22 protein-coding genes are annotated in these 19747 nt (G+C 36.4%); 17 read left to right on the forward strand and 5 right to left on the reverse strand.

The window, feature by feature from the left end; all coding sequences use genetic code 11:
* Positions 1-153: 153 nt before the first annotated feature.
* Positions 154-612 (reverse strand): SACOL1771 family peroxiredoxin, encoded by a 459-nt coding sequence (locus BJK46_RS08515; protein WP_063278932.1) that lies wholly within the window; start codon positions 610-612, stop codon positions 154-156.
* 74 nt (positions 613-686) lie between these two features.
* On the opposite strand from BJK46_RS08515, the gene BJK46_RS08520 reads away from it, so the two are divergent.
* Positions 687-1433 (forward strand): glycerophosphodiester phosphodiesterase, encoded by a 747-nt coding sequence (locus BJK46_RS08520; RefSeq protein ID WP_103263420.1) that lies wholly within the window; start codon positions 687-689, stop codon positions 1431-1433.
* Between the two features lie 48 nt (positions 1434-1481).
* Here BJK46_RS08520 and BJK46_RS08525 read toward each other — a convergent pair whose 3' ends face one another.
* A complete protein-coding gene (locus tag BJK46_RS08525) occupies positions 1482-2435 on the reverse strand; it encodes an ornithine cyclodeaminase family protein (protein ID WP_065354721.1) in 954 nt (317 codons plus the stop codon).
* A 507-nt stretch (positions 2436-2942) separates the two neighbouring features.
* Entirely contained in the window at positions 2943-3056 is a 114-nt protein-coding gene (locus BJK46_RS12475; protein WP_082239544.1) for a putative immunity/bacteriocin fusion bifunctional protein, read from the reverse strand.
* 212 nt (positions 3057-3268) lie between these two features.
* Here BJK46_RS12475 and BJK46_RS12480 point away from each other — a divergent pair, with 212 nt between their 5' ends.
* The 6 genes from BJK46_RS12480 to BJK46_RS08560 all read left to right on the forward strand — a co-directional run bounded on the left by BJK46_RS12480 (position 3269) and on the right by BJK46_RS08560 (position 7773).
* Positions 3269-3472, forward strand: a complete 204-nt coding sequence (locus BJK46_RS12480) for a hypothetical protein (RefSeq protein WP_014613647.1) — start codon at positions 3269-3271, stop codon at positions 3470-3472.
* Positions 3473-3808: 336 nt separating this feature from the next.
* Positions 3809-4552, forward strand: coding sequence for an MAP domain-containing protein (locus tag BJK46_RS08540; protein ID WP_103263658.1), 744 nt, complete (start codon positions 3809-3811; stop codon positions 4550-4552).
* Between the two features lie 315 nt (positions 4553-4867).
* Positions 4868-5485 carry a phage portal protein gene (locus BJK46_RS08545; RefSeq protein ID WP_103263657.1) on the forward strand — a complete coding sequence of 206 codons (618 nt, stop codon included), beginning with the start codon at positions 4868-4870 and terminating at the stop codon, positions 5483-5485.
* Complete coding sequence (locus BJK46_RS08550; protein ID WP_112424788.1) at positions 5469-6821, forward strand: polymorphic toxin type 50 domain-containing protein; 1353 nt, start codon at positions 5469-5471, stop codon at positions 6819-6821. Before BJK46_RS08545 ends, BJK46_RS08550 begins: the two co-directional genes overlap by 17 nt.
* On the forward strand, positions 6818-7012 hold the full coding sequence (locus tag BJK46_RS08555; RefSeq protein WP_112424789.1) for an LSM domain protein: 195 nt from the start codon (positions 6818-6820) through the stop codon (positions 7010-7012). Before BJK46_RS08550 ends, BJK46_RS08555 begins: the two co-directional genes overlap by 4 nt.
* 176 nt (positions 7013-7188) lie before the next feature.
* Positions 7189-7773, forward strand: coding sequence for a DUF4355 domain-containing protein (locus tag BJK46_RS08560; RefSeq protein WP_103263695.1), 585 nt, complete (start codon positions 7189-7191; stop codon positions 7771-7773).
* A 58-nt stretch (positions 7774-7831) separates the two neighbouring features.
* Here BJK46_RS08560 and BJK46_RS08565 read toward each other — a convergent pair whose 3' ends face one another.
* Together BJK46_RS08565 and BJK46_RS08570 are read right to left on the reverse strand one after the other, a co-directional pair.
* Positions 7832-8812 carry a leukocidin/hemolysin toxin family protein gene (locus BJK46_RS08565; protein ID WP_070407634.1) on the reverse strand — a complete coding sequence of 327 codons (981 nt, stop codon included), beginning with the start codon at positions 8810-8812 and terminating at the stop codon, positions 7832-7834.
* Position 8813: 1 nt separating this feature from the next.
* Positions 8814-9746 carry a leukocidin/hemolysin toxin family protein gene (locus BJK46_RS08570; RefSeq protein WP_014613568.1) on the reverse strand — a complete coding sequence of 311 codons (933 nt, stop codon included), beginning with the start codon at positions 9744-9746 and terminating at the stop codon, positions 8814-8816.
* Positions 9747-10267: 521 nt separating this feature from the next.
* On the opposite strand from BJK46_RS08570, the gene BJK46_RS08575 reads away from it, so the two are divergent.
* The 10 genes from BJK46_RS08575 (at position 10268) to menE (ending at position 19747) form a co-directional block, all read left to right on the forward strand.
* Positions 10268-10816: a histidine phosphatase family protein gene (locus BJK46_RS08575; RefSeq protein ID WP_014613569.1), complete on the forward strand. Its 549-nt coding sequence runs from the start codon at positions 10268-10270 to the stop codon at positions 10814-10816.
* A gap of 141 nt (positions 10817-10957) precedes the next feature.
* Positions 10958-12028 carry an L-ascorbate 6-phosphate lactonase gene (ulaG, locus tag BJK46_RS08580; protein ID WP_014613570.1) on the forward strand — a complete coding sequence of 357 codons (1071 nt, stop codon included), beginning with the start codon at positions 10958-10960 and terminating at the stop codon, positions 12026-12028.
* A gap of 27 nt (positions 12029-12055) precedes the next feature.
* On the forward strand, positions 12056-13483 hold the full coding sequence (locus BJK46_RS08585) for a PTS ascorbate transporter subunit IIC (protein WP_014613571.1): 1428 nt from the start codon (positions 12056-12058) through the stop codon (positions 13481-13483).
* A 23-nt stretch (positions 13484-13506) separates the two neighbouring features.
* The gene (locus BJK46_RS08590; RefSeq protein WP_014613572.1) at positions 13507-13785 is read left to right on the forward strand and encodes a PTS sugar transporter subunit IIB; all 279 of its coding nucleotides are present in this window, start codon (positions 13507-13509) and stop codon (positions 13783-13785) included.
* A gap of 12 nt (positions 13786-13797) precedes the next feature.
* The gene (locus BJK46_RS08595) at positions 13798-14265 is read left to right on the forward strand and encodes a PTS sugar transporter subunit IIA (RefSeq protein WP_014613573.1); all 468 of its coding nucleotides are present in this window, start codon (positions 13798-13800) and stop codon (positions 14263-14265) included.
* Between the two features lie 16 nt (positions 14266-14281).
* On the forward strand, positions 14282-14920 hold the full coding sequence (locus BJK46_RS08600; protein ID WP_063284452.1) for a 3-keto-L-gulonate-6-phosphate decarboxylase UlaD: 639 nt from the start codon (positions 14282-14284) through the stop codon (positions 14918-14920).
* A complete protein-coding gene (locus tag BJK46_RS08605) occupies positions 14920-15783 on the forward strand; it encodes an L-ribulose-5-phosphate 3-epimerase (RefSeq protein WP_015729351.1) in 864 nt (287 codons plus the stop codon). Before BJK46_RS08600 ends, BJK46_RS08605 begins: the two co-directional genes overlap by 1 nt.
* A complete protein-coding gene (araD, locus tag BJK46_RS08610) occupies positions 15776-16471 on the forward strand; it encodes an L-ribulose-5-phosphate 4-epimerase AraD (RefSeq protein ID WP_014613576.1) in 696 nt (231 codons plus the stop codon). The genes BJK46_RS08605 and araD overlap by 8 nt, the downstream gene beginning before the upstream one ends.
* Positions 16472-16534: 63 nt before the next feature.
* Positions 16535-18169 (forward strand): BglG family transcription antiterminator, encoded by a 1635-nt coding sequence (locus BJK46_RS08615; RefSeq protein ID WP_103263600.1) that lies wholly within the window; start codon positions 16535-16537, stop codon positions 18167-18169.
* Between the two features lie 174 nt (positions 18170-18343).
* A complete protein-coding gene (menE, locus tag BJK46_RS08620; RefSeq protein ID WP_103263599.1) occupies positions 18344-19747 on the forward strand; it encodes an o-succinylbenzoate--CoA ligase in 1404 nt (467 codons plus the stop codon).

Below are 19747 nucleotides of genomic sequence, written 5' to 3' on the forward strand. Positions count from 1 at the left end.
CTCCTCCAGTAATATTTTTACATTTTACCAAATTTTCTGACATATTAATAGATAGAAGATGTGAAAATTCTGTAAATCATCATGGCATTTGAAGAAAATACTTTTAAAGAGACCATACCGAGCTTGCGAAAGATGACTCAGTATGGTTTAAAATTAATGTTCAGCGGCTACAATGACAATAGGATGCGCTTCAATTTCGACGTTACCTCTGATGCTATTGGAAATCATGCAATTTTTATCCGCAATCGCAAGCAGCTTCGATAAACGCTTTTCTAGTTGTGCTTGTTGGGTGTCATCTTGTACATAAATTTTAGGTTCATGCACAATACGGTTCATTTTAAAGCGTTGCCCATCAAATTGTACTTCGCCGTAACTATTCATCTCAATTTTAGTAGCGGTGAGGTGTGCACGTTCTAACGTAGCTGCTAAAGAAATCGTCATACAACTTGCGGCAGCACCCACGAGAAGTTCGTCAGGATTTGTACCTGTTCCAATGCCACCGAGTGAAGCGGGAATTGAGACGCGATGTTGAATAACGTCACCTTGCATTTGGCCGACTTCATTGCGACCACCTTGCCATGTGACTTGTACTGGAAATTGATGTTCAATCAAAACACTTCACTCCTTTATCATTTATGTTAAGTTAAGTGTAGTAGAAAGAAGATAGAATTGAAAGGAAGACTCTTATGACCAAATTGTTTAAACCAACGAAAGACTTTCAAGTGATTGCGCATCGTGGTCTTTCAAACATTTATCCTGAAAATACGCGTTCAGCCTATCAAGCCGCGTTAGGGAAGCATATTGACATGTTAGAAATAGATTTACATATGACCAAAGATCAAGTCCTCGTAGCAATTCATGATGATACCATTGACCGCACTTCTACTCATTCAGGTGCGATTAAAGATTTAACGTTGGATGAATTGCGGACGTATGACTTTGGAAGTTGGAAAGAGGGCTGTCAACCTGAAGCAATCATGACATTTGATGAGGTGCTGACGTTAACGAAAAACTATTCTAAAACATTGCTCATCGAAATTAAAAAACCCAAGCAATATCCAGGTATTGAAGAAGCGGTTATTGCGACGATTAAACAACATCACTTTCCGTTTAATCGGGTTATTTTACAGTCATTCGACCAACAAAGTGTCCAAAAATTACATCAATTGGCGTCTTACATTCGATTAGGTGTGTTACTCAGTTTACGTCAATATCGTTTTAAACAACCGCCATTAGAAGAGATTGCGACATATGCTGATTTTGCGAATCCTAACTTCAAATTGATTAATAAAAAATTGATGAACCGGGCACATCAGCATGGGTTAAAAGTAATGCCTTATACCGTGAATCGGGTGGAAAACGCGAAACGACTCATTACATTAGGGGTAGATGGACTGATTTCCGATGCCCCGCATATATTATTTAAGTTGTAATAGAACAAGGGCGACACATCCAATTAAAAGATGCGTGCCCTTGAATCATTACTGTTGAATTAAACGTTCATATGCACCTAAAGCGACAGCAAGATCGAAATGTGCTGCACCGACGCATTTGAACACTGTGATACTCTCGTCATTTGTGCGTTGAAGTGTGCCATTCAGTGACAATGCTTTTAAATCACCGTCGACATCTTCAAATTTAAAAATACCTTTTTCATTCGCTTCAATGATTTCACCAGCTTCTTCTTTGACGCCTTCAATATCATCAAAAAAGACTTTATCTGCTCTCGGTAAGATACGATTATCAATTTCTTTCATATCAGGTCGATACGAACCAATGCCATTAATGTGCGTTCCTAGTTGAATCGTATCCGCATCAAAAACGGGTTCAGCAGATTGGGTTTGGCAGTTAATAATGTCTGCTTGTTCGACAAGTTGCTTCACATCATCAACCACTTCAACAGTTAAATTTGGAAATGCCTCTAGCACTCGTGATTTAAAATTTTCTGCTTTAGAAATGGTACGGTTATAGAGAATAACGCGATCAATGTCTCGAACTTCAATATTTGCAAGTAGTTGCTCGAATGCCATACCACCTGTGCCAATCATACCTAATATTGTCGCGTTTTCACGGCTTAAATATTTCGTCGCAATACCACTGAGCGCGCCTGTACGTAAACGCGTTAAATAACTCCCATCCAAGCTTGCGACATGTTCACCCGTTTCAAGGTCAGTCACAATGATAGTACCTTGTGTTGTTGGTCGACCATTTTGCGGGTTTTCTGGCGTAATCGACGTGATTTTCACAATACCCAGTTGGCGTCCGGTATGAACACAAGGCATGTAAAGCATCGATTTTGCGCCATCACCTGTTGGAATCACAGTTCGTTGAGCGAGATGAATGCCATCCATATCTGTAAATAATTGTTCAATGTCTTGAATCGCATCAGACATTTTGTAAGTATTTTTCACTGTTGCTTCATTAAAAACTTTCATCAGTTCTGCACGCCTCCTTTGTTAAGTTCATTATCAGTATAGTGGAAATACGACATGATGTAAAAAGAGCAAGTTTCGCTTGAAGGTTATCATTTGTGGGTTGAGATATAAGATATTTGTGTTTAAACAATTTGAGGTTTGAACATTAATGTCTCACATTTACAAGTCGCACTACAAAAGAGCGTCAATGAGACAACCTTTATTCATAAAGATAATATGATGTAATTATAAAAGAATATGATAAAACATCGTTAAATATATAGCAATATGATGGAGCTCCAAATAAAAAGTGTTTCTTTTATATGGTGACATTAATAGAAAAGACGATATAAAGTCATTTGGACAATTAAAATTAGACTATGTGAGATGATAATCAACCCTAAACAGAAGTCAAAACAGCGCTGCTAATATTGTAATTGAAATAAATTAGTTAAGAGCGCATGCTGTTGCGAATGCAGCACCACAAATCACTTCACACCCTGCGCCTGCTATTGGGCTTACAATTGCTCACATTCCGCAATAATGAGCACATGCATAAAACCTTCCCATACTACATGTATATGCTTTACCATTCCATCTAAACCCTACTGCTTGAGGTTCATTTTGTTTTTCTTTTCTAATTGAATAATGTCATTGTTTTTGATATTAATCTTTCAAGATCTTCTTTTTCAATCATTTTTGTTATTTCAACATTCTCATTTTTGAGCTTTTCTTTTTGAGTCTCTAGAAGTATTGGTTATCATTTTGCGTATAGGGTGTTTGAATTTAAGGCGATAAATAATAGTAGTAATCCAATAATGATATTATTTATATTTTTATAAAGGTGATATTTTATGAAGAATGCAAAAGAGAATGTAAACAAGTATGTTAGAAGTTTACCTGTATTAGGTTTAATTATTAGTATTATTTTGATTGTTTTATTTTTCTTCATTTGGAAAGTTGAAGGTAATTTTGTTGTAATTTTTATATATTGCTTATTACCTGTTATTGTGAATACATCTGTTTATGGAGCGTACTTAGTTGTTAGAAGTAAGTAGTATTTTAATAATTAAAACTTTTTTCTTTAACAACTTTACTGACCACACCCTCAACGGTGTTGTATTCAATCCATTTATTATGGATACTAAGATAAGAAGTATTGATGTTGTACAATCATTGTTTAGCTTTACAGATGATATGCTTACTATTGAAATCAACTTACAAAGCACCTTGTATAGTGTTTATTTCATAGTTATTTTAACTTAAAATAAATGATTATTAATTGTTTTTAAGCTTTATTTTCAAAAGAGTTAATAGCATTTTAATTGTATGTTTTAATAATTAGTGTATAGTTGGTATTGTAAGAAATGATTTAAAAAAAGGAGTTATTCATTATGAAAGCAAAAAAATTATTAGCTACAGGTTTAGCATTAGGAATTTTAACATCTACAGCATCTTTATACACTGATCATGAAGCACAGGCAGCGAGCAAACAACATCATCAAGTTAAGACAAGTAGTATTCCGTATTCAACAACAATTGACGGCGCAACACCTTTTGTCCAATCATATCTTAAATTATCAAATGAAAACGTTAGCAACTTTAAGCAATTAAATCAAAAAGTTAAATCAACTTTAAAGCAAGATTACAAAATTTCAGCTACTCAAATAGAAAAATCTAAAACAGCGCAATATACTGTTACATGGAAAAACGGCAAAAAGCAGACAATAAGTTTGAAAAATGATGCAGCACTATCAGCGCAAAAGCTTAATGTCAAAGATATTCAGCAAATTGATATCGTAGTTAAAAACCAAACTGCAAAACAAGATGTAAAAAGTGTTCCGTATACTGTCACAATAGATGGTCAAACAGCATATGTTCAATCATTTTTAAATATCTCTAATAAGAACGTAACTAACTTTTATCAATTAAATCAAAAAGTTAAATCAGCGTTAAATAATGAATATCAATTGTCTAACAAAGATATTAATCGCGCTAAAACAGCAAAATATACAGTGACTTGGAATAATGGTAAGAAACAAACAATTAATTTAAAATCACATGCACAATCACCTGGTAATCAAATTAGTGGTAAAGACATTAAGAATATTGATATTGAAGTGGTAAGTGCGAAATAATTATAATTCAATTATAGTCCCATAATGCTATGAAAAAGCTAAAGGAATTTGACATTTAAATTGTCATTTTTCTTTAGCTTTTTGTTTATCCTGCTCCATTTCATAGTATATAGCTATAAATAAGAGCAAGTGTAGTTCACACCATGCAATGACATAAAACTTGCAAGAGTAGATTTAAATGAGGTGCGAAATATGAAAGTACAATGATTAAAGTTAAGCTTACAATTTTTTAATGATGCAGGAACTGAGGAAAATACGGAAACAGATAACACTGGAGAAAATAATAATTAGACTGAAAAAATAAAGACAGGGCATTTGGACTTAGATGTTGAAGAAGTGAAAAAGATGCGTAAGTCACGTATCATCCTCGCTAAGACAAAAGCGGATGCATCAGGCCGTATGGGTAATGCGAATGTGGACTTTATTTACAAGCAATATGATGTTGCGGGTGTTGAAGCGTATAAGAAACGTATTCAAAAAGACATCCATAAGTTTACGAATACGCCTGATTTATCAGATGAGAACTTTGGCGGTGTGCAGTCAGGTGAGGCGATGAAATACAAGTTGTTTGGGCTCGAACAGTTACGCTCAACAATCGAAAGGCAGTTGACGAAAGGTTTTAAACGTCGATTTGCGATTATTCAGAGTGTGCGAAATCAACTGAACGACCCGATTGATTTGACGCATATGCGTATCGAATATAAGCCGAACATCCCGCAATCGCTATCAGAATACGCGGACATCTTTATTAAACTTGGTGGTCGTGTGAGTCAAGAGACGTTGTTATCGTGGTTACCGAATATCGAGAACCCGAAAGAAGAACTTGAAAAAGTGAAAGCGGAGGAACAAGAGGCCTCAGAAAATCACGACTACCACGACGCCATGCCTGTGCAACAAGAGAAAGCGGATATAAACGATGTCGAACTTGAGTGATTACTGGTTAGAGCGGGCACAACAAGCGATACAATCTGAGACGCTTGAGGATGCAGCTAAAGTAGCTGAAATAGAGCGTATCGTTGCGATGATGATTGCGGATATCTACAAAACATTATTAGCGTATTATGGGAAGCTTGCGACGGCTGAAGGAATTGATTGGCGAGAAGCGAAGCAAATCGCGGATAAGTTTGATGTTGAAGCGTTCCAAATGCGAGCTAAGGCCTATGTAGAGAATAAAGATTTTAGTGATAAGGCGAATAAAGAGCTTAAACGCTACAATACAGCGATGTATGTAAACCGTGAGCAGTTATTAAAGCATGAGCTCGGTTTGATTGTCACAAAAGGCTATGCAGAACAAGAGAATGTGGTGAATCATCACTTACAAGATAGCGTGACACGTACACTGAAACATCAAGCAGGGATGTTAGGTGCGGATGTGCATGTGAAGCAATCAGATGTTGAAGCGATTGTGTATTCTAACTTTGGCAAGCTGAATTGGTCTGAGCGACTCTGGAATAATCAAGATGAACTCAGAAAAGATGTTGAGCGGATGGCAAGCCATGTGATGTTACGTGGGCGTCATCCGTATGAGTTTGTGCCAGAAATACGTAAGAAACAACAGCAGACAGTCGCTAATACGAAAAGGTTATTGATTACCGAAGCTGCCCGAGTGCAAACTGAAGCGCAGAAAATGCATTATTTAGAGACATTAGGCGATGATGCTGAATATGAGTTTGTGGCGAAACGTGATGAAAAGACGTCTAAAATCTGTCGTCATTATGATAAAAAAGTGTTTAAAGTGAAAGACATGGTGCCTGGTGTTAATGCCCCGCCGATGCATCCCCATTGTCGAAGTACGACAGTGCCACATGTAGGTAACTGGCGTGACAAGTTCTTTAAGGATAGACAAGGGAAATACAGCGTTGAGTACGATAAAGTTTTACAAAAATCAGCTAAAGATGAAATGACGGATGCCCTGGATAGTGGTAGAATAAAAGTTGAATTAAACCCTAACAAACAGAATAGGCATCAGCTAGGTCATAAATTGTATGAAGATTATAAGAAAAAGAATTTACAAAAAGGTAAGGCAATACCAAGTTATACGCTATTAGATAACAGTGAATTAAATTCATTAATACATCAAAAAGCGGGTAAAGGTAGTTTAATCGCGGATGACTTTGGGAACTGGAAAAATAAAGAAATTATTGATTTTGGTAAGATTATCGGTAAAGATTATATTGACGGTGAATTTATAGAAACAAAACGAGGAACGGTACACTACTCGAAAACTGGAAGTCATATAATACCGAACGGAAAGGGTGAAAAGCGATGAAACTATGGACATATGTAGGAAAAAANGTAAAGATAGAGTTAACTAACGGAAAAATATTCATCGGGAGAGCCGCTGGTTACGATGATGAAATGGATAATGAAAGTGGAGAAGATTCTATACATTTAGATAGTGGCAAACTATTATATGATTTTGATGAAAGCCAAATTAAATCGATTGAAGTTTTAGATTAAGCACCTAACCGATAAAAATGGTTGAGGTGCTATTTTTATACGCAATTTTAAGCTACTGTGCTGCAGTGGCTTTTTTTATGCCCAAACCGTGCTTATGGCGTTAAAAGATGCAAGTGTAGTCCAAACCATGCAATGACATTAAACTTGCAAGAGTAGATTTAAATGAGGTGCGAAATATGAAAGAACAATGGTTAAAGTTGAAATTACAATTTTTTAGTGATGTAGGAACTGAGGAAGCCGTGAGTGATGAGAATGTTGAAACTGAACCGACACAAGAAGTTGAAGAACTGTCTGAGTCTCAAATGAAGTTAGTGAATGAGCGTGTGAATGAAGAAATGGCACGTCGTACGAAAGAGATGCGTCAACAAATTCAAGATGAATTGACTGAGAAGCAAAAAGAAGCTGATAAATTACGTAAGATGAATGCCGAACAAAAGCATCAATACGAGCTTGAAAAGGCTGAAAAAGAACGTGATGACTATAAGCAACAACTTGAGTCATACAAGATGCGTCAAGAGGCGATGGCGATGTTTAATGAGGCAGGTATGCAAGCCCCTGAATCTTTATTGAATATGGTCGTTCAAGATACAGCAGAAGCAACAAAAGAAGCTGTGGATAGCTTTGTTTCGATGGTCAATCAGGAAGTGCAGCGTCAATTAGAAAGTAAAGCGACACAAAACCATGTTGCAGGGAATCATGTGACGACACCGAATAATAATAAAAATACACCCCAAAAAGTAGAATTGAATTCTCCTTTTTAGGGCGTATTACAAAATATCACTTTGAAAATATTTGAATTATTGATATATCAAATTTAAATTATGATGGGTTTTTTTCATCAGAATATGTTTTGATTAGTTTTACTGTATGCTGATCCCAATCAATTTCATAAAATGATGTAAATGTGGCATTGTTTTGATTTTTATAGTTTGTACCCATCCAATGAAAGCCATTCCAATAATTTGTATACTCATCCATTTCTCTTTGATACGTGACTTTAATTTTTGATGTTTTAGCGCCATTTGGTTTATGTGATAATACACTTAAAAATTCAGGATTAAAGTTACCTCTTGCTAAAAGTGGCATTTGACTCGTAGGTAAGAAGTTTTGTCCAGCGTTTAATTTACTTTGTCTACCACCTAAAAACAATTCATTTCCATATAGGTCATGGAAGCTATCTCGACCATATGGGCCCCAACCAGCATTCATGATTTTATGTGCTTCAACGCCCCAGCCAATAGTTTTATTATCTGTGTGTTTATCGATAGTTGTTCTATAACTTTCCTGTTTATAGTTTATTGTTTCTGAAAATGATTCTGAGCCGTTCAAACCGCCTGACAAACCTTTGGAGATACTAATGTCTCCTCCAAAAGAGTAGCCTAGAGTGTTTTGAACTTGAAACTCTTCATTTTGATTTTTTGGTGCATAATCAACTACGTTAACAGCACCTTTTGATTCTGCACTGATTGACACATTATACTTAGCCCCCCAATAAAAACTTGAATAGATATAGTCGTTAGGGTTAGGGCTTTTATAACCTGAGTTAATATTACCTGCAGCTTTAAGTACTAAGGTATCCTTATCATAGCTCTTATCCTTAATAAAATTAAAAGTTAAGAGTTGAGAAATATTTAACTTATCTGAATCTGCAGTAGCGGTAGTCTTATATAAAGTGATTTTATCGTCTACTTTTTTTTCAGATACAGGTGTAATTTGATTAGCGGCATAGACAGGATTAGAAAATAACATCAATGCCACGGATGTTGCAGTAGCAGCTTTGATAACTTTGCTTATTTTCATATTAATTATGCCCCTTTACTTTAATTTCGTGTGTTTTCCAGTTCACTTCATATTTAGTGACAAGATTTCGATTCATTAAAGCATTATGACGTCTTTCAGCAAATATGCCAGTTCTTGGGAAGAAAGTTGCATACGTAATGTCTAGATTTCTACCATAAGCAATTTCGAATTCACTTGTATCGCCTTTATCTTTTTCATGAGATACAGTTGCAATAAACGATGGATTAAAACCACTTTGAATTAAAGGAGGTAACTCATCATTTGGCACAAAAAAGTCTCTTGCATTTGGCCCGATAGGACTTCTTACAAATAAGTGTCTGTCATATGCTGATACTTGTCCATTTTCTGTATTAAATGAATTTGCTTTGACTTCCCATCTGATATTTTTTGAATTTTGTTGTGCGACTTCACTAATATAATTCTTTTGAGTATAGCTAATTTTCTTTGAATAATTAAATGCGCCTTTACCCCCAAGTAATGGTGCACTTTGGAAGTTACCGCCAACATTGTAACCTAATGTTTGGCTCACATCTATTGATTCAATTTTATTTTTAGGGAGATAATTAATTAAAGAGACATTAGGATCATTTGTTTTTAGAGCAATATTATATTGAAAAGGCCAAAGCATTCTTTTTGTTGATTCATATCCTTTCCCTTTAACATCAGTAAAACTTGTTCTAGATTTGATAAAACCTTGCATTTTAATAATTAATGCATCTTTGTTGTATTTAGGGTCTTTAACAAAGTCAAACTGAATGTTTTGAGTAACGCCCCATTTTCTGCTGCTTACATCCTCAGTTCTTTTAATAATTTGTGCTCCTTCGCCGATTTCTTCTATAGTGTTTGCAGCTTTGGCTTCTTCACTGTATGGGGTAATAAGTGGAAGAACTAAACTTATAGATAGTGTTGCGGCTAATAATTTATTTTTTACCATAAGAACCACTTTCTTTCTATATATACTTTTAATGCAATTTCATCATAATATATTTTTCGGGAATTTAAAATTAACTATTTATTAAAAGAGGAGTTAGCCTAACTATTTCGTAATAGAATATTCTTTGTTCATTTTTTCACATGAATCTATGTTCAACAATAAAAACAAGATTTTGAAAGGTATATCTAGATCGCGCTATTATCATCATAATGGCAAAAGAAGATGGAAAGAGTAGTTGAAAAGACGAATGTAAACGAAGTAATATTAAAATAAGTTCGGGTTTTATTTAGCGTGGATTAAAATTTGTATTATTAACTATTTATTAACTTTGAATTTTTTCGTATTAAACAGTCAAGTTTTTGATGTGTTAATTCTTGTGTTGATTATTTTGTGTTTTTTATTAGCGAATAGTATTTTAAATAACCATTCATTCATAAAACGCCGGATATTATGATGCAGTCAAATGTGCCATGAAAAAAATTAATGTTGTTAGTGATAAGGTTTTCTAAAGGGAGGTCAAAATGGTAAAAACGATTTATTTTGTAAGACATGCGACGAGGGAGCATACGGTGAAGTCTGATACGGCGCCATTATCAGAAAAAGGGCGACGAGAGGCAGAAAACCTTGTGAAGTGGTTTGAGGGGAAACATGTCGATGCCATTTATGCGAGTCCATATGCGCGTACGCTTGAAACTGTAGTACCACTTGCACGTGTGAACAATATAAATATTCAAGTAGAGGATGGTTTAAGAGAACGCGTCATCGGTGAATGGGTGGATGATTTTGATACATACGCTGCTGAACAATGGATGAATTTTGATTATCGCTTACTTGGAGGGGAGTCGTTGAAACAAGTGCAGAAACGTATCGTATCGAGTTTTCAGGACATTTTGTCACAAGAGAAAGGTGAGACCATTGTGATCAGTGGTCATGGTACGTCACTCGCTGTGCTCTTTCATACGTTGACAGATGGTACATTTGCTTATGAACAGTTCAAACAGATGACGATGCCTGATGTTTATACTTACGACGTTGATACAAAAGTTTTAAAACGCACATATTTGAACTGATGAATGCTTGAAATTGAATATTTTGATGCGCTAACAGTCCAGTGATGTACATGTTTTTTGTACATATATTGGACTTTTTCTTTTATAACAATAGGCATAAACTGAGAATAAGTAAGCGTTTACATATTTTGAAAGGAGTGCATGACTTTGAATCATATTAATGAAGTAACAAAGGAAAAGTGGATTTTGAATACTTTTCCGGAATGGGGCACTTGGCTCAACGAAGAAATAGAAAATGAGGTTGTGGAAGAAAATACTTTTGTCATGTGGTGGTTAGGTTGTACAGGTATTTGGTTGAAATCTCATGAGAACACGAATATTTTGTGCGATATGTGGTGTGGTACGGGTAAGCGTACGCAAAAAGTTGGGAAAATGAAAAAAGGGCATCAGATGCAACGAATGAGTGGTTGTCAAAATTTACAACCGAATTTACGAGCGCAGCCTTTTGTCATTGACCCGTTTGAGATTAAAGGTGTGGATGCTTTAGTGGTGACGCATATTCACTCAGATCATTTGGACATCAATACAGCGGCTGCAGTGATGCAAAATACGAATGAAGATGTCCCGTTTATTGGTCCTCAAGAAGTGGTCAACACATGGAAAAAATGGGGTGTGCCTGAAGAACGCTGTATCGTCGTTAAGCCGGGTGATTCCGTTCAAGTGAAAAGTATTGAAATTCAAGTGTTGGAAGCGTTCGACCGTACCGCACTCGTAACAGCAGATCCTTCTGTAACATTGAAAGGTAAGTTACCTGTGGATATGGACGAAATCGCGGTGAACTACTTATTCAAAACGTCTGGCGGTTCACTGTATCATGCGGGTGATTCACATTATTCGAATACATTTGCGAAACACGGCAATGAACACGATATCAATGTAGTCATCGGTGCATTTGGTGAAAATCCAAGAGGAATTACGGATAAAGTGACATCGGTGGATATGCTTAGAATGGCGGAAAGTTTAAAAGCAGATGTTGTCATTCCAGTGCATCATGACATTTGGACGAATTTCCAAGCAGATCCTAAAGAATTGTTATTACTATGGGAGTTTAAACGTAAAGTATTAAAGTATCAATTTAAGCCTTACATTTGGCAAGTTGGTGGTAAATTTGTATTCCCGAAAGATAAAGATGATTTAGAGTACCATTACCCACGTGGTTTTGATGATGTATTCTCTACAGATACTGATTTACCTTTCCCATCATTTTTATAAGCCATATGCATGATAGGAGGGAATCACATGCAAATATTTATGAATGGGTTTACGTGGTTTAGTAACAATATTTTATCTAAACCAGAGTTTTTCATAGGCATTATTGTATTTATTGGTTACGCATTATTGAAAAAGAAACTTTATGAATGTTTTGCGGGCTTTATTAAGGCAACAGTGGGTTACATGATTTTAACGGTAGGTGCAGGGGGCTTAGTTGCGACTTTCCGACCAATTCTTGCAGGGTTAGGGGAACGTTTTGGGTTGAAAGCGGCCGTTATTGATCCTTACTTTGGCTTAAATGCAGTTGATGGCGCGTTGAAGTCAATCGGTTTAACGACGTCATACACGATGCTAGCGCTATTGGTGGGCTTTTTACTCAATATCGTTGTTGTGTTGTTACGGAAATTCACTAAAATCAGAACATTATTTATTACAGGACACGTCATGGTGCAACAGGCGTCGACGGTGACTTGGATTATTTTCTTAGCATTTCCAGAGTATCGTAACTTTGTCGGTGCCATTTTAGTCGGTATTATCGTAGGGCTATATTGGGCTGTAGGTTCAAATTTAACGGTTGGTCCAACACAACGTTTAACGAATCATTCAGGATTTGCGATTGGTCACCAACAAATGTTTGCGATTTGGATCGTTGATAAAATTGCACCTAAAATCGGCAATAAAGAGAAGAACTTGGACAATATTAAACTGCCGAAATGGTTGTCTATTTTCCATGATAATATCGTTGCTACAGGGACATTGATGTTACTTTTCTTTGGTACGATTTTAGTTATTTTAGGTGAAGACTTCTTGCGTCATTTAGATCCTAAAAAGTTCCCTGAGACATTATCTTTTATGACATATGTCGTTTCAAGTTCGCTATCGTTTGCAGTATATCTTGCAATTTTAATGATGGGTGTGAGAATGTTCGTTGCCGAGTTAACGCAGTCTTTCCAAGGTATTTCAAACAAAATTTTACCTGGCTCACTGCCTGCTGTTGACTGCGCCGCATCTTATAACTTTACACCTCAAAATGCGATTTTATTTGGTTTTATTTTCGGCTCTATCGGACAATTTTTAACGATTCTCGGTTTGCTTGTGTTTCATTCACCAGTATTAATTATTACCGGATTCGTTCCTGTGTTCTTTGACAATGCCACAATTGCAGTGTTTGCGAATAAAGTCGGTGGTACACGTGCTGCTATGATTTGTTCGTTTGTTTCAGGTATTTGTCAAGTTGCGATAGGTGCCATTGCAGTGGTCATTTTCCAACTGTACAAATTTGGAGGATGGCATGGCAATATCGACTTTGAATTAATTTGGCCAGGTTTCGGTGCGTTGATGCAACATTTTGGTTTGATTGGTTACGTGGCGATTGTCGTTATTTTATTAATCATTCCACAGTTGCAATATCGTCGCGCTAAAGATAAAGCAGCATATGATACAGGATTCGAATAAGATGAAGAAATGAGGGAAATATCATGTTAAAAATTTTAGCAGCTTGCGGTAATGGTATGGGAAGTTCGATGGTCATTAAGATGAAAATTGAAAAATGTTTACGCGAATTAAACGTGAGTGATTTTGTTGTAGATTATTGCAGTGTCGGTGAAGCGAAATCTCAAGCAAGTAGTTATGATGTCGTTTTTGCGAGTAAACATTTGATTCACGAGCTAGAAGGGCGTACTTCTAGCAAATTGCTCGGTTTAGAAAATTTAATGGATGATCAAGAAATTAAAGAGAACTTAAAAACTGTCATTTAAAGGTGATGTGTGATGTTATCGTTTAAAGAAAGCTTAATTACAGAAAAATCAGTTTTGTTAAATCAACATGCAGACTCATGGGAAGAAGCTGTCCGTATTGCGGCGCGTCCATTAGTTGAAAGTGAAGCGGTAAAACCAGAATATGTTGATGCCATTATTAAAAGTACGCACCATTATGGGCCATATTACTTGTTAATGGAAGGGATGGCAATGCCGCATGCGCGTCCTGAAGATGGTGTGAACAGAAATGCCTTTTCATTAGTCACATTTGATACGCCGGTTCCATTTTCGGATGGCAAGCCTGCGCAAGTGTTTGTCGTACTAGCGGCAACCTCTGCAGAAATTCATACAAGTATTGCGATACCACAAATCGTTGCGGTTTTTGAAATCGAGAACATTATTGAAAAATTAAGTTCGGCGACTTCAGTTGAGGAGGTATTCGCCATTATTGATCAAGCTGATATGAGTCAATATATATAACATTGGAGGTTTAGCAATGGGATTACCATTATTACAAATTGCTTTAGATAATCAAAATATTCCAGATGCAATTACTACGATTCAACAACTCGGTGATGTCGTTGATGTTGTAGAAGTGGGAACAATTTTATGTTTACAAGAAGGAAAGGCTGCCATTGAAGTAATGCGTGCGCTATATCCTGATAAGTGTATACTTGCGGATACGAAATGTGCAGATGCAGGTAAAACGGTCGCACAAAACTGTAAAGATGCTGGTGCAAACTGGATGACGGTCATTTGTTCTGCAACACTACCAACTATGGTGGCTGCACGCAAAGTGATGGATGACTTACAAGTTGAACTTTATGGCGACTGGACATTTGAACAAGCACAACAATGGATGGACAATGGTATTCAACAAGTCGTCTATCATCAAAGTCGGGATGCATTGTTAGCAGGTGAAACATGGTCAAATGCAGACTTGGATAAAATTCGTCGACTGATTGAGATGGGCTTTAAAGTTTCAGTAACGGGTGGATTAGAACTCGACACGATTGAAAAATTTAAAGGCTTAGACGTGTATGCCTTTATAGCGGGGCGTAGTTTAAGAGAAGCAGAATCACCACACCAAGCGGCTTTAAATTTTAAAGCTGAAATTCAAAGGGTGTTTGGATAATGGTGTATTTAGGCATTTATGAAAAAGCATTGCCCAATCAAATCGACATTGAAGAGCAATTAAAAATGGCTGCGGATTTGGGATTTCAATTTTTGGAGTTATCCATTGATGAGACGGATCACCGGTTGGCACGTTTAGACTGGGGAGAAGATAAAATTAACAGTATTGTGAAGGCGCAACTCGACACAGGTGTTGCGATTCAAAGTATGTGTTTAAGTGGCCACCGCCGTTTTCCATTTGGTTCAGCTGATGCATCTAAGCGTGAAACAGCAATGATTATCATGAAAAAAGCCGTTCAACTCGCACATCAACTCGGCATTCGTGTGATTCAGTTAGCGGGTTATGATGTGTATTATGAGAAGAAAACAGCAACTTCAAGACGTTTGTTTATCGAAGGTGTACGTGAAGCATTAAAAATAGCTGCGGAAAAACAAATCATACTCGCAATCGAAATTATGGACGACCCATTTATGTCGAGTCTAACGAAATACATGGCGATTAAAGACGAAATTCAACACCCGTTATTGAAAGTGTATCCAGACATCGGTAATTTGTCAGCTTGGCCTGAAAACGATGTAAGAAAAGAATTAGCATTAGCGGCGCATGAAATTGTCGCGGTACATTTGAAAGATACAAGAGCAGTGACGGCAACTTACGAAGGTCAGTTTAAAAATGTCCCTTTTGGAGAAGGATGTGTTGATTTTGTGAATGCATTTCGTGAGTTAGAGGCTATCGATTATCACGGACCATTTTTAATTGAAATGTGGTCAGAAAATGCTGCCGATCCACGAGCAGAAATTCAAAAAGCTAAAACCTTTATTATGGAACAATTAAAAGAGAGTGGTGCATATCAACATGAATGATGCAATTATCAAACAACATGTTTATGAAGCGAATATGCAATTACCTAAAAATAATTTGGTAAAATTGACATGGGGAAATGTGAGTGTGATTGACCGTGACAAAGGCATCATCTGTATTAAACCGAGTGGTGTGCCGTATTCTAAAATGAGACCTGAAGATATGGTGATAACAGATTTAGACGGGAAACCTTTTGATAATCAATTAAAGCCGTCGTCAGATTTGGCAACACATGTCTACTTATATCAACATATGGATAATGTTCAAAGTATCGTCCACACCCATTCGTTACATGCCGTAGCTTATGCCCAAGCAGGTCGTGATATTCCTGCATATGGCACGACACACGCAGATACGTTTTATGGGCCGGTACCGTGTACGAGAAGTTTGACTGAAGCAGAAGTAGCGACGGATTATGAGTTGAATACAGGCAAAGTCATCGTAGAAACATTTGAACAAAGACAAATTAATCCAGCTGCGATTCCAGCAGTGATTGTGAATCAACATGGTCCATTTATCTTTGGTAAATCTTTAAAGAAAGCAGTAGAACATACGATTATTTTAGAAGAAGTTGCTGAAATGGCAATGAAGTCTGAATTGTTGAAGCAAGATATGAATGAAATAGATAGATTTCTATTAGACAAACATTATTTTAGAAAGCATGGTGCTACTGCTTATTACGGTCAATAAAACACGTAAGTCATTCCTTTTCTCATATAAAGTCTGATGATATTGAAGGAAGTGTGATTTCTGATGGTTGATTTCGATAAAAAATTGTTGTGCTTTTTAGATTACTTTAAAAAGCGACAAAAGTTTAAAAGTGTGAGTCAAACTGCGAAGGCCATTGGTGTATCGCGACGTATGATTTATTACTATATTAACAAATTGAACGACATTTTAAAGCTGTCAGACATGTCTCCGATATCAAAAGATGACGAAGGTTACTTTTATATTGAACCGTTGCAGTCTACGGTGATTGAAACATATTTTCATCATAAAGCATCCACGACGAATTACATTTTTAAGAGGGATGAACGTATTATTTTGATAGCATCCGCCATTTTGTTAAGTCAAAAAGTGCTCAGAGTGAAAACCTTTGAAGACTATTTTGATGTGAGTAAAAATACCGTCATTAGCGATTTGAATGAAGTGAAAAAGTGGTTGGCTCGCTATCAAATCCCTCTTTTAAATGATAAAAAACAAGGCTATTACGTTGATACAGCTGTGAATTTTGAACGCAATGTCATTTATGAAATGATTAAAATGATCGAAATTGAAGATTATCATGCATTATTTGAAAATATGCTGACCTTTAATCAAGAAGCGTGTCTCATTCATCAATATCAGTCATTTGAATATGAGTTTTATCGTGCTTTTGATCAGTATGAACATATGTTACATAAAAAGATATCGCTATCGAATAAACGAATTTTATGTCGATGTTTGTTTGTAACCCTCATTTTTCACTCAGAGCGACCGATTACATTGGAAATTCATCAACGTCAAATGATTGAGAAACGTTTAGAATATTATATTAGCCAACAGTTAGTCGAAAAATTAAAGACTCATATGCCGTCGATAGTGACTGAGGTTCATTTTATAGCGATCCAACTGCTTTGTATTAGTAAAGATTATGATTTTTATTATGATAGTGAAAGTTTTAAAGATTTGATGTGCATTAGTGAGATGTTTATTGATGCCTTTGAACGTCAAACAGCAATTCATTTTAACGATAGAGCTGTATTTGTCGAGCTGATTCAAACGTTAGTAAAGGTCGTGTATTATCGACAGTTTTTTGGTTATGCAGATCGTTGTAATGTGACTGGGGAAATGGATAAAGATATTAACAATTGGTCAAAATTAACTGCGCAAATTATGGAACAACTTTCGCAAACACAGCAATTTCAACAAAAATTTAGAAGACCTTTAAGTGTGTCAGATTTATCAGAGTTTGCTTATGCGATTCAATCCTTATATGTTGAACATCAAACACCCGAACATCATATGGACATTGTCGTGGTGACGAATATTTCAAAAGTGGAACAACGTATTTTGTATACGAAATTAAATGACTTGTTGCCTATCGGTCACTTTCATGGGCCATATTCTGAACGAGAAGCGACGTTGTTGTCTCAAAACTTTGACTTATGTATTACGACATCTATGTATTACAATCACCCGAATTGCCAAACGATACATATCCATAAATATTTGACTTTGAAAGATTATGAGACACTTTATCAATTGAAACAATATCGCTTGTCTTTGCAACAACGTAAATCCGAGATATTTCAGATTATTGATAATGAACAATTGTCGAAAGAGGAAAAATTTAAATATATCGAACAGTTATACGAAACGAAAATGCGATTGCAAAAGGAAATGTAGTGATTACGTTGAACAACTGTATGATTTTGATTCTTATTGTGAACAACGACTTTACTCAAGTGGTGAAGCATCGTTGTTTTTTTGTCAATTTGATCATTCAATTTTATACGATGCAAGTTTATAAGATAAGGTCTATAATAGATATAATGAATCTTTGTTTTTGGGGGGACACATATGGAACACTGGCTCGTTCAACAAGCCAAACAGCATCCAAACAAGATCGCAATCCAGACGATGAATGAAACAATCACATTTCAATCGTTATTGGACCGAGCAATGTTAAAAGGCGCACAACTCAAACAGTTACAACGTACGCGCCTCGGTTTATATTTAGATAATTCATTGGAAGCAGCAATTTTAATTCACGGTGCATGGTTGTATGACATCGAAATCGCACTCATCAATAATCGCTTAACGCCATTTGAAATTGATCGTCAAATGGTGTCGATTGATGTCGATTTAATTGTGAGTACAGCAACGCCACAAACATTCAATACATCAACCCGTGTCATACAATCTGATGATCTTGAAATGCCATCAACAGACTTAAATATGGCAGTAGATACATTTGAATTTCATCCACAAAAGATTGCTTCGATTATGTTTACATCTGGGACGACTGGCCCGCAAAAAGCAGTACCGCAGACGTTTGAAAACCATCGTATGAGCGCGGCGTCATGTCGGGAAAGTTTAGGTTTCGCTTATGATTCCAAATGGCTAGCAGTCTTGCCGATTTATCATATTTCAGGGTTAAGTATTTTATTGAGAAGCGTTCAATATGGATTTACAGTCTTTTTACTCGAAAAATTCAATACGAAAACTGTGGTGGAACTGTTTCAAAATGAGGGGATTACCCACGTATCGTTAGTCCCAATTACGTTAATGCGTCTGATGGAACAAGGTTTGGATCAACCTTACCATTTAGAAAAAGTTCTGTTAGGTGGCGCAAAGCTCGACGGGCAGTTTATTCGTCAAGCGTTAGACCGACAATTACCTATTTATAATTCGTTCGGGATGACGGAAACGTGTTCACAATTTTTAACTGCTGATCCGACGATGTTACAACGCAATCCGAATACAGTAGGTCATGCCAGTTCGGATATTGCACTTAAAGTTGTTTCACCAGATGCCAATGGTCACGGCGAACTCTATGTTAAAGGGGGCAACGTGATGCAAGGTTATTTGTATCCTGAAAATATGAACCATGTGTTTGATGAAGAGGGCTATTTCAAAACTGGGGATATTGCGAGTGTCGATGAACATGGAGACGTTGTGATTTATGACCGTCGTAAAGATTTAATTATTAGTGGCGGAGAGAATATTTATCCTTATGAAATTGAGTCTGTCGCAAAATCACATCCGTTCATTGCTGATGCGATGTGTACAAGTATCACGGACTCGGCATGGGGGCAACGTCCGATTTTATACGTTGTCGCAAAGCAATGGGTGTCAGATATGGAAGCGTTTCTTGAAGCTCGTTTAGCGAAATATAAATTACCTGTGCATATTTATTTTGTGAGGGCCTTACCTTATACAAGTACTGGAAAACTTCAAAGACGGATATTAAATGAGGGATGA

Origin of the sequence: Staphylococcus pseudintermedius (genome assembly GCF_001792775.2) — a bacterium.
Taxonomy (GTDB): domain Bacteria; phylum Bacillota; class Bacilli; order Staphylococcales; family Staphylococcaceae; genus Staphylococcus; species Staphylococcus pseudintermedius.

Coding starts and splice junctions, on each gene's coding strand:
- BJK46_RS08520 (WP_103263420.1), top strand. CDS start 687: ATGACCAAATTGTTTAAACCAACGAAAGACTTTCAAGTGATTGCGCAT.
- BJK46_RS08525 (WP_065354721.1), bottom strand. CDS start 2,435: ATGAAAGTTTTTAATGAAGCAACAGTGAAAAATACTTACAAAATGTCT.
- BJK46_RS12480 (WP_014613647.1), top strand. CDS start 3,269: ATGAAGAATGCAAAAGAGAATGTAAACAAGTATGTTAGAAGTTTACCT.
- BJK46_RS08540 (WP_103263658.1), top strand. CDS start 3,809: ATGAAAGCAAAAAAATTATTAGCTACAGGTTTAGCATTAGGAATTTTA.
- BJK46_RS08550 (WP_112424788.1), top strand. CDS start 5,469: ATGTCGAACTTGAGTGATTACTGGTTAGAGCGGGCACAACAAGCGATA.
- BJK46_RS08560 (WP_103263695.1), top strand. CDS start 7,189: ATGAAAGAACAATGGTTAAAGTTGAAATTACAATTTTTTAGTGATGTA.
- BJK46_RS08565 (WP_070407634.1), bottom strand. CDS start 8,812: ATGAAAATAAGCAAAGTTATCAAAGCTGCTACTGCAACATCCGTGGCA.
- BJK46_RS08570 (WP_014613568.1), bottom strand. CDS start 9,746: ATGGTAAAAAATAAATTATTAGCCGCAACACTATCTATAAGTTTAGTT.
- BJK46_RS08575 (WP_014613569.1), top strand. CDS start 10,268: ATGGTAAAAACGATTTATTTTGTAAGACATGCGACGAGGGAGCATACG.
- ulaG (WP_014613570.1), top strand. CDS start 10,958: ATGACTTTGAATCATATTAATGAAGTAACAAAGGAAAAGTGGATTTTG.
- BJK46_RS08585 (WP_014613571.1), top strand. CDS start 12,056: ATGCAAATATTTATGAATGGGTTTACGTGGTTTAGTAACAATATTTTA.
- BJK46_RS08590 (WP_014613572.1), top strand. CDS start 13,507: ATGTTAAAAATTTTAGCAGCTTGCGGTAATGGTATGGGAAGTTCGATG.
- BJK46_RS08595 (WP_014613573.1), top strand. CDS start 13,798: ATGTTATCGTTTAAAGAAAGCTTAATTACAGAAAAATCAGTTTTGTTA.
- BJK46_RS08600 (WP_063284452.1), top strand. CDS start 14,282: ATGGGATTACCATTATTACAAATTGCTTTAGATAATCAAAATATTCCA.
- BJK46_RS08605 (WP_015729351.1), top strand. CDS start 14,920: ATGGTGTATTTAGGCATTTATGAAAAAGCATTGCCCAATCAAATCGAC.
- araD (WP_014613576.1), top strand. CDS start 15,776: ATGAATGATGCAATTATCAAACAACATGTTTATGAAGCGAATATGCAA.
- BJK46_RS08615 (WP_103263600.1), top strand. CDS start 16,535: ATGGTTGATTTCGATAAAAAATTGTTGTGCTTTTTAGATTACTTTAAA.
- menE (WP_103263599.1), top strand. CDS start 18,344: ATGGAACACTGGCTCGTTCAACAAGCCAAACAGCATCCAAACAAGATC.